9 protein-coding genes are annotated in these 8904 nt (G+C 66.7%); 7 read left to right on the top strand and 2 right to left on the bottom strand.

Features of this window, described 5'->3' with window-relative positions; genetic code table 11:
• Window positions 1–377: 377 nt before the first annotated feature.
• Entirely contained in the window at window positions 378–932 is a 555-nt protein-coding gene (locus AB0M08_RS32380) for a winged helix-turn-helix domain-containing protein (RefSeq protein WP_364501545.1), read from the bottom strand.
• A 156-nt stretch (window positions 933–1088) separates the two neighbouring features.
• On the opposite strand from AB0M08_RS32380, the gene AB0M08_RS32385 reads away from it, so the two are divergent.
• The 5 genes from AB0M08_RS32385 to AB0M08_RS32405 all read left to right on the top strand — a co-directional run bounded on the left by AB0M08_RS32385 (window position 1089) and on the right by AB0M08_RS32405 (window position 5675).
• The gene (locus AB0M08_RS32385; protein WP_364501547.1) at window positions 1089–1412 is read left to right on the top strand and encodes a hypothetical protein; all 324 of its coding nucleotides are present in this window, start codon (window positions 1089–1091) and stop codon (window positions 1410–1412) included.
• 26 nt (window positions 1413–1438) lie between these two features.
• On the top strand, window positions 1439–2776 hold the full coding sequence (locus AB0M08_RS32390) for an FtsK/SpoIIIE domain-containing protein (protein WP_364501567.1): 1338 nt from the start codon (window positions 1439–1441) through the stop codon (window positions 2774–2776).
• A gap of 139 nt (window positions 2777–2915) precedes the next feature.
• Complete coding sequence (locus AB0M08_RS32395) at window positions 2916–4217, top strand: replication initiator (protein WP_364501550.1); 1302 nt, start codon at window positions 2916–2918, stop codon at window positions 4215–4217.
• The gene (locus tag AB0M08_RS32400; protein ID WP_364501553.1) at window positions 4214–4402 is read left to right on the top strand and encodes a helix-turn-helix domain-containing protein; all 189 of its coding nucleotides are present in this window, start codon (window positions 4214–4216) and stop codon (window positions 4400–4402) included. The genes AB0M08_RS32395 and AB0M08_RS32400 overlap by 4 nt, the downstream gene beginning before the upstream one ends.
• A complete protein-coding gene (locus AB0M08_RS32405) occupies window positions 4392–5675 on the top strand; it encodes a site-specific integrase (RefSeq protein ID WP_364501556.1) in 1284 nt (427 codons plus the stop codon). The genes AB0M08_RS32400 and AB0M08_RS32405 overlap by 11 nt, the downstream gene beginning before the upstream one ends.
• A 40-nt stretch (window positions 5676–5715) precedes the next feature.
• On the opposite strand, the gene AB0M08_RS32410 is transcribed toward AB0M08_RS32405, so the two are convergent.
• Window positions 5716–5958, bottom strand: a complete 243-nt coding sequence (locus tag AB0M08_RS32410; RefSeq protein WP_364501569.1) for a flavin reductase — start codon at window positions 5956–5958, stop codon at window positions 5716–5718.
• A gap of 194 nt (window positions 5959–6152) precedes the next feature.
• Between AB0M08_RS32410 and AB0M08_RS32415 the strand changes: the two genes are divergently transcribed.
• Both AB0M08_RS32415 and AB0M08_RS32420 read left to right on the top strand, forming a co-directional pair.
• On the top strand, window positions 6153–7310 hold the full coding sequence (locus tag AB0M08_RS32415) for a helix-turn-helix transcriptional regulator (protein WP_364501559.1): 1158 nt from the start codon (window positions 6153–6155) through the stop codon (window positions 7308–7310).
• A 681-nt stretch (window positions 7311–7991) separates the two neighbouring features.
• The gene (locus AB0M08_RS32420; protein ID WP_364501562.1) at window positions 7992–8459 is read left to right on the top strand and encodes a hypothetical protein; all 468 of its coding nucleotides are present in this window, start codon (window positions 7992–7994) and stop codon (window positions 8457–8459) included.
• Window positions 8460–8904 lie beyond the last annotated feature (445 nt).

The following is an 8904-nucleotide window of genomic DNA, read 5'->3' on the forward strand; positions in this document are numbered from 1 at the left end:
ATCAGCGAATATCCGCTCCGCGCATTGCCGGAAGGTGCACGGCTTCTAGCGCCCTTTTCGGCGGTCGGCAAGCGGTTTGAGCGGTCAGCCTGACGTTCGCTCGGATGCCTCGGTGGGCGGGGTAATGCGCCTGGGTTGCTGTCACCGTTGATGTCAAGTGATCAAGTAGATCGCACGCCTTCAATATTTGCCTGAGCGTTTGCGCGTGGTGGTACGAACTACTTGCAGGCGCCCTGCTTCACTGGGCGTGCGCGCGGGGCCGTAGGCCTTGAGCGCGTGCGCGCGGCCCGGCGGATGCCGGGCCGCTTCTTGATCCTGTATAGCTTTTCTTAGCCAATCGACCGCTGCGGGCTGCGCTGGCGCTGGGGCTGCTGCGGCTACTTGGTCGGCTTGCGGGCGCGGCGCGGCTTCGTCGGCTCGGGTGCTGCGGCCTCGGATGCCGCTGGCGTGCCGGCGTTGGCTTCGTACTTGGCGATGTCGTCGGCGAGGTCCTGGTTCGCGGCCTTGAGGTCCGCGAGCTCTTGGGTGGCGACGTTCATGCCGTGGACGTCTTTGGCCATCATGGCGTCGACGATGCGGCCGGCGATCTCGTTCTGTTTCAGCAGGAACTGGGCGACGCGCCGGTTGAGGTCGGGGTCGTCGGCCATGGTGTCGCCGCGTGCCGGGTTGGGCTGACCTTCGGTGCCTGCGCGTTCGCGGGCGAGTGGGTGGACGAAGGTGCCTTTGCCGACGACGGCGTAGGTGAGTCCGAGGTGTTGTAGCTCGCGCAGCGCGCGTTGGGCGGTCATTGACGCGACCCCGTAGCTTTCGGCCATCTTCCGCGCGGTGGGTAGTGCGTCTCCGCCGTGCAGGGTGCCGGTGCGGATCTGGTCGATGATGTCGTCGACGACTCGTTGGAACAGGGCGCGTTTGTCGTCGGCGGGGTGCGTCATGGGCTGATCGTAACCATCTTGTCCTGGTTGAGCTACACGTGCTTCCCAAGATTCTTCATTTAAACTCTTGACTCGATCACGATTGTCACGTGAAGCTTAGGCAACTTAGGAACCATGCTGTTGGGGTGTGGTCCGCCGAGTCAAGGAGTTTCGACCATGTTGGTGCTGCCGATCGATGGCAGGCGGGCGTTGCTGGTGTTGGCGACGCCCGTACCGCAGTACAAGGACAGGTCCGCCGGGATTGTGGCGACGGATCGGGTCACTGGTGCCCCGTTGGTGGAGGTTCCGGTGGCGCTCACCGTGGATGGTGGGCAACCGCAGGTGTTGCGGATCTCGTTGCCCGAGCCGGGTGTGCCCAAGGGCTTGGTGGTGGGGCAGATGGTCCGCGCGTCGGAGTTGGTGTTCGTATCGGGGGAGAAGAACGGCCGGACGTGGCAGATCTTCCGGGCCGCGTCGTTGACGGCGGTGAAGCCCGGATGACCGCTGTCCCCGATCCCCGCCTGACCATGCTGGTCCCGGCTACCGTCCTGGCCCTCGCCGCCGTGGTGGGGCTGGTCTGGCTTGCCGGGCACCTGGTGCACTACGCGCGTACGCCTCGTCCGTTGCGGCCGGTGCTGCGCCGGGCCTGGCGGATCAAGTACACGTGGAAGCGCACCGCTCGCCGGGTCGGTCTCGTACAGACCGAACGGACGCGCCCGCCGTGGTGGTCGAACCGCCCGGCCACAGAAGTCATCGTCCGGGAACTGGTGCCGGCGGTCCGGGTCGCGGTCGAGCCGTGGGGCGTGCGCGTGGACGCGTCCACCGTCGGTCAACTCGGCGTCGAAGAGTTCCAGAACGCCGCGACCCATCTCGCCGATGTGTGGCGGGTGGGTCAGGTGCGGGTCGAGCAGGCCCGGCCGGGCTTGGTCCGGTTGCGTGTCCTGATCACCGACCCGCTCACCAGCCACGCCCGGTGGACCGAGGACGCCACGGGATCGGCCGGTCCCGCGTTGTGGTTGGCCGGTGTCGATGCTGACGGGCAGCCGGTCACCATTCGCAGCTCCGGGGTGTCCGGAGTCGTAGTCGCGGGCCTGGCCGGTTACGGCAAGACCAGCTTCCTGAACGCCCGTTTCTGCCAGCTCGCCCCGTCTTCGGCGGTGCAGTTCGTCCTCATCGACGGCAAGGGCGGCCCGGACTACGACGACCTGTTCACCCGCGCCTGGCTGTTGGCCAAGGACGACCCGCAACGCGTCCGAGACCACCTCGTCCGAGTGCGGGATCTGATGGTGGCCCGGCAGCGCTCGATCCGGGCGGTGCTCGGGGTGAAGAACATGTGGCACCTCGGCCCGTCCGAGACGTGGCCGCTCGTGGTCGTGGTTGTCGATGAGGCGCACACGTTCCTGAACGAGACCAAGGGCACCGACGCCGACTCCAAGCGCCTCGACGCTCTCGCCCGGGAGACGGCCCGGCTGGTGGAGGAGCTGATCCGTAAGGGCCGCAACGTCGGTATCCAGGTCATCCTGGCGACGCAGAAGGCGACCGGTGACGCGATTCCCACGAAGATCCGGGACAACTGCCAGGTCGCGATCAGCTTCGCCCAACGCACCTCGGAAGCGGCCACGGCGGTACTCGGCTCCGACATCACCGGCTTCCCGGACGAGCATCCCCGCCGGTTGCAGGACCCGGCGTACGTCGGGGTGGCGTCGATGGTCGCCGAAGGCCGGCCCGGGTTCACCCTCGTCCGAACCCCGTACGTGCCGGACGCCGTGGCCGACCGGATTGCCGGGCAGACGACACATCTGGTGCGTGACCCGCTCACGCTGCTGTCGGCCGGGACGGAGGTGATGACGCATGGGAGGAGCTGACCAGTATCGACGGCGGCAGCGGCCCATTCCGCCAAGAACAACACCGCTGCCACCGCCACCTACCAGCCCCGACCCCCAACAAGGGGCAGGAACCACCCCGATCCTCGCACCCATCCCCGCCGCCGTCGACCTGGACGCGTTGACCCGTCTCGCTGAGGCCGAACAGGCACAACAGCGTGCGGGCGACTGCGCTCGGCCAGTGCTCCTGTCCGGCCGGCGCTTGCTCGTGGACACCTCCACTGGCCGGATCGTCGACCGACTCGACACCGCCGATACCGGTCACTCGATCGGCGTGCGGTGCCGTAACCGGCGCCGTGCGGTGTGCCCGGCGTGTTCGGCGCTGTATCGGCTGGACGCGTTCCACGTGTTCGCCGCCGGCCTACGCGGAGGCAAGGACACTCCGGCCCTGGTCGCCGATCATCCCCGGTTGTTCGTGACGCTGACCGCGCCGTCGTTTGGGCGTGTGCACTGCGGCCCCGGGCGTGATGGCTCGCCACGCCGGTGTCATCAGCGAGGTAGTTGCGGGCGCTGGCACACCGTCGGCGATCCGGCGATCGGTACCGCGATCGATCCGGGCAGCTACGACTACCCGGGACAGGTGTTGTTCAACGCCCACGCCGGAGCGTTGTGGGCGCGGTTCACCATCGACGTCCGCCGCCACCTCGCCGCTGCCGCGGGCCTGACCCGTACCGCGGCATCCGGGCAGGTGCGGGTGGTCTTCGCGAAGGTCGCCGAGTTCCAGAACCGGGGCGTGGTGCACCTGCACGCCATCGTCCGTCTCGACGGCCCGGCCGGGCCGGGCTCGGCACCACCCGCGTGGGCCACGCTGCGACGGCTGACGACCGCGATCCGCGCCGCCGCCACCGGAGTGGGGATCACGGTGTCTGGTTCCCGGATCACCTCGGCGCGGGTGCTGCGCTGGGGACGCCAGCTCGACATCCGGCGTATCGGCGGCAACGGCATGTCCGACGTGGCGGTGGCCGGGTATGTCGCCAAGTACGCGACCAAGTCCACCGAAGCCGCCGGGATCGACATCCCGCCACTTTTCTGCCGCACCTGCACCGGTCACGGCGTCACGACACCCACCGGCGGGCGGCTCTGCCGGTCCTGCAACGGAACCGGCCGGCGACCCGGCGTCACGCTCGATCATCTGACCGCCCACGTCCGCACGCTGGTCGACACGTGCTGGCGGCTCGGCGGCCACCCGGAGTATGCCGGGCTGCGGCGGTGGGCGCACCAGCTCGGCTTCCATGGCCACTTCGCCTCGAAGTCACGCGGCTACTCCACCACCTTCGCCGCGCTACGCGCCGAACGCCGCGCCTGGAGCACTCTCGGCCAGGTCGAACGCCTCGGCCTGCCCGCCGGTACGCCGCTGCTGGTGGTGGCCGACTGGCGTTACACCGGCCACCCCGACCCCGGACACCAGAGGCGGTCGGCATGAGCGTCGATCTGCTGACCGTCGATGACGTGATGGCCCGGCTCCAGATCGGCCGGCACACCGTCTACCACCTGATCCGCACCCGCCGGCTGCACTCCGTACGCATCGGCCGCTGCCGGCGCATCCCCGCCACCGCGTTCACCGCATACCTCGACACGCTGACCAAGGAGGCCGGCGATGGCCGGTAGAAGAAAAGCCAACGGCGAAGGCACCATCTTCCAACGCGCCGACGGCCGCTGGTGCGGCTCCGGCTACGTCCTGGCCGCCGATGGCACCCGCAAACGCATCTACGTCTACGGCATCACCCGTCGCGAAGCGGCCGACAAACTCGCCACGAAACTGGCCGACTCCAACCGGGGCTTGGTCGTGGCCGCCGATGCGAACCTGACCGTCGGCGACTACCTGACCGCCTGGCTCACCGGCGTCGCCCGGCACCGCCTGCGGGCCACCACGTACGACACGTACGAGTCGCTGGTGCGCCGCTTCCTCATCCCCGGCCTCGGCCACCGCAAGCTCGCCACCCTCACCGTCCGCGACGTTCGCACCTTCCTCGACCGGATCGCGACCGTATGCCAATGCTGCACCTGGGGCTGGGACACGAAACGGGACCCGAACCACCGGCGGGCGGATCGGCGCCCGCACTGCTGCGCGGTCGGCGCGTGCTGCGGAAAGTACATCCGCCCGGCCACCGTGCGCTACATCCGAGCTGTGCTTTCGGTTGCTCTCGCCGACGGCGTCCGCGAAGACATCCTCGGCCGCAACGTCGCCTCCGCAGTGCGGCTACCGACTCCACGCACCGATTTCCAACCCTTCACCGCAGGGGAGGCACGCCGTTACCTGCTCGCTGCCGCCTACCACCGCCATGGTCCGCTGTTTGAACTCGCCTTGCGCACCGGGCTGCGTCGCGGCGAACTGCTCGGGCTGAGCTGGGACGACATCGACCTGAACGCCGGGCACCTGCACGTCCGGCGCACCCTGGCCCGGACCCGAGGTGGCCCCACCTTCCAACCCGTCAAGACCCACCGCTCCGCCCGGCGCATCGCGCTCCCGCACAGTTGCGTCGTCGCCCTTCAGCGCTACCACACGCGGCAGAACCTCGACCGCCGCGAAGCCGGCGACCGCTGGACCGAAACCGGGCTCGTGTTCGCCAACCGCACCGGCGGACCCCTCGAACCCGCCGCCCTGCAACGCCACCACGCCGACATCTGCGACCTCGCCGATGTCCGCTACATCCGGTTTCACGACCTGAGGCACACCTGCGCCACGCTGCTGCTGGAACAGGGCGTGGACCTGGTCACGATCAAGGATTTGCTCGGTCATGCGCAGATCCACACCACCGCCGACGTGTACTCCCACGTCCGGCTCCGCATCCAACGCGCCGCCATCGAGTCCATGGGCGACGCCCTCGACGACGACTCAGATCCCGACGCCGATGACAGCGACGATCCTACCCGGGGCTGACCCTGTGGCCTCCGCCCGGCTCTCTCCGGCCGGGCGGAGATCAGCCTTCATCGGTTGTCGTCGTGGGCATCTCGTACGGCCAGGTGAGGAACCGCCGGTAGAGCACCCCGGCCGGCATCGTCGCGAGGTCGGCGCATGCCTGCACGAAGCACGCCGACAGGAACACCGACAGCGACACCCGCGCGTCGGTGTATTCAGCCATGAGCTGCCGCTGACGGCTCGGGCACGGCCACGGTCGCCCGCACGCCGCGCACGTCCATACCGGACGGATCGGCACATGCATCGACACGATGGCGGCCTTTCCTCGGCTGGTGGGCTACGGTGGGGAAGACCGGTATGTACCGAAGCTGCCAAGAACCCGGATCGACGACGGGATCTGAACCACCGCGACCGGCCTTCCCCGGATCGGCACCAACAGGTCCGGCATTTGCGAGCGCGTTCCGGCTGGGCCTGACACCAAGCATCGGCGTTCAAGGGATGAGCATGGAAGACGATGACCGTCTGCCACCGTCTCCACTCAGCGGAGACCTCGGCAACCAGCTCCGCGCCGCCCGCGAAGCGGCCGGGCACAGCCTCGCGACGATGGCCGCGCTGACCCACTTCAGCAAGCCGTACCTCGGCCACGTCGAAACCGGCCACCGCCACCCCACCCCCGACATCATCGACCGCTACGAACAGGTCCTCGGCGTCCCGATCGGCATTCCCCACGACCCGGTCCGCACCGCCCACGAATGGCTTTGCGGCAACCAGCCACCCGCCGGACGCCCGCCGAAGACCGGCCGCCGCCTCGGCGCTACGCAGCTCCGCCGCCTGGAAGCCCGGGTGATCGAGCTACGCCACCGTGACGACGTCGTCGGCAGCCGCGAACTACTCCCCGTCGTGCGCGCGGAACTCGACGCCGTCTGCCGCCTGGCCGCCGAGGCCGTCTACACCGACCGGCTCGGCATTCGCTTGCACGTCGTGATCGCCGAACTGGCTCAACTCGTCGGCTGGATCGCCTCCGACGCCGGCCACTACCGGCACGCCGAGCAGGTCTACCTCACCGGCGCTGCCGCAGCGGACACCGCCGGAGACCGGGTCCTGGGCGGGCAACTGCTGTCCAGCCTCGCCTACCAGATCACCAACATCGGCATACGCGAGGACGGCCTGCTCATCGCCAAAACCGCCGTGGCTGGTGCCGCCGGCGCGACTCCGATTGTACGGGCGTTGCTGCTGGAACGCCTCGCCTGGGCCGCTGCCCGCTGCCACGACCCGGACACCTGCCGTCGCGCCCTGGAAGCTGTTGACGACGCCTACGACCAGCGCAGCCCGGGAATCAGCGAACCGGAATGGGTGTACTGGCTCAACCGTGCCGAGATAGACGTGATGACCGCCCGCTGCCATATCCAACTCGGCCAACCCGCCGTCGCCGAACCCCTACTCACTCGTGCCCTGGCCGGCTACAACCCCGACCATGTGCGTGAGGTCGGCCTCTACCAAACCTGGCTCGCCGAAGGCTACGTCCGCACCGGCAACCACGACGCCGCCCGCCAAGTCCTCGACCACATCGACACCAGCGCCGTCGACGCCGGCTCCGTCCGCCTCCAACGCCGCATCGACGCCGTCACCCGCCTGACCACCACCGGCAACCATTGACCCCTCCGATCCCCGAGCCAGGCCGGGATTGGAAGCTCCACCGTGCGCGCACGTACGCCCACGTTGCTGTCACGGCTGCTGTCAACGTCGACATTCATCGATGAAAGACGCATGGCGACTCTGACCGCCTCCCAGCTCAGAGTCATGATCCACGCCATGCCGCCGCCGCGACCGTCGTAGCCGGTCCACACGCACTATGTCTTTGCTGGTAGCGAGCCGGTCCTCGTACACAATTGCGGTGAAACCGGCGACGCTGCTTTCAAAGGGTACAGGGCGCTTCCTGAGAAGGCGGGGCCGTGGAAGGCGTATCAGGAACACGTTACAGGTCGCGATTATGAAGAAACGTGGAGTTTGAATGGCCGAGACGTTCAGCTCGACGGTGGCACCACCAGAGGGTATATCGTTGAAGCTAAATGGATGGGTCGGAATGATGCGGCGTATGAGTCCTCGCCGTATAATGCGGCAGGAAAATTCTTCGATGAGGGGAAATTTGTCGACCAGACGAGGCGACTCTTGGCACTTGGGCGTGACCAGAAAAGTTTGGGTGTGCGCTATGCGGTCTCCAATAAGGCCGGTGCTAATTTTACACGTACGTTGCTCAGGGAGCGGTTCCCGGAGGAGATGGAAAGTGGCTTCCTTAGGGTTTTCCATGTTCCCGGCGATGGGATGTGAGGTACGGAGATGACTGGACCTTCTGCGGCTACGTTGCTGCTGGAGTTTGAGCGGGTCGTCCAAGTGGAAGCCGGTGAGGAGCTTGAAGTCAGGCTTAGAGCTACGGGCTGGGATCCACGGATGGCAGGGCTTCTCAGGCAATGGCGGAGAGGTGATCTTATTGTTACTCAGTATGGGCGCGGTTCAATTTCTTTCATTGAGGAGACGATTGATCTGTCGAATACGTATTTTGACGATCGCGACAGTGAAGAGCGTCTGATGGGTGATTTCGAGGAGAAGTTCACGAGAAGTCTTTCCGCCTGCTCTGCCGAATTGGGGGAGCCATCCTTCGTCGGCTCCTATGGTGACGTCGGTTTTCCAGAAGATCTCGATGCGGTGATGACCGCTCGGTGGATTCGTCGCTTTGGTGCAATCGCGCTTAATCTCAAGCATGAGGATCAGGGGGTTCCGTTTAGGATCACCGTTACCGCGGATTGAGTGCGTCGCTAATATAAGGTTTCTCGGTTTGGTACGACCGGAAACAGGATGCTTACTGCGCACAGTGAGACGGCTGGGGCCTTTTGGGCGGACAATCCGGTTTCCCTGCTCGGTCTAGCGGCTATTTTCGAATTCAAGAATCCGAGCGAATTCACAAGCCGTTGGTGGGAGACTGAGGGCGCCATTCGATACCCGCACGTTCCCGGGACTGCGCCTGAATATACCCCAGTCTACGGTCGGGAATGACACGACAATGACGGCGAGAACAGGGGCTGCCGTCCATGTAACTACTCAGGTCAGTTGATGGCGGGGATCCATGGCTGGCCGGATGTCAGTTGGACGAGGGCGTGGTAGAGGTTGATGCCGTGTTTGGTGGCGGTAGCGAGATATGTGCGTAGGTGGCAGAAGTGTTCGGCGCCGGTGAGGGTGCGCATCGCGCCGGAGA

The sequence above is a fragment of the Actinoplanes sp. NPDC051851 genome, assembly GCF_040681165.1.
In the GTDB taxonomy this organism is placed as follows: domain Bacteria; phylum Actinomycetota; class Actinomycetes; order Mycobacteriales; family Micromonosporaceae; genus Actinoplanes.

Bases quoted from the DNA above. Each gene is read 5' to 3' on its own strand.
- AB0M08_RS32380 (WP_364501545.1), bottom strand. From the start codon at position 932: ATGACGCACCCCGCCGACGACAAACGCGCCCTGTTCCAACGAGTCGTC.
- AB0M08_RS32385 (WP_364501547.1), top strand. From the start codon at position 1,089: ATGTTGGTGCTGCCGATCGATGGCAGGCGGGCGTTGCTGGTGTTGGCG.
- AB0M08_RS32390 (WP_364501567.1), top strand. From the start codon at position 1,439: ATGCTGGTCCCGGCTACCGTCCTGGCCCTCGCCGCCGTGGTGGGGCTG.
- AB0M08_RS32400 (WP_364501553.1), top strand. From the start codon at position 4,214: ATGAGCGTCGATCTGCTGACCGTCGATGACGTGATGGCCCGGCTCCAG.
- AB0M08_RS32405 (WP_364501556.1), top strand. From the start codon at position 4,392: ATGGCCGGTAGAAGAAAAGCCAACGGCGAAGGCACCATCTTCCAACGC.
- AB0M08_RS32410 (WP_364501569.1), bottom strand. From the start codon at position 5,958: ATGCATGTGCCGATCCGTCCGGTATGGACGTGCGCGGCGTGCGGGCGA.
- AB0M08_RS32415 (WP_364501559.1), top strand. From the start codon at position 6,153: ATGAGCATGGAAGACGATGACCGTCTGCCACCGTCTCCACTCAGCGGA.
- AB0M08_RS32420 (WP_364501562.1), top strand. From the start codon at position 7,992: ATGACTGGACCTTCTGCGGCTACGTTGCTGCTGGAGTTTGAGCGGGTC.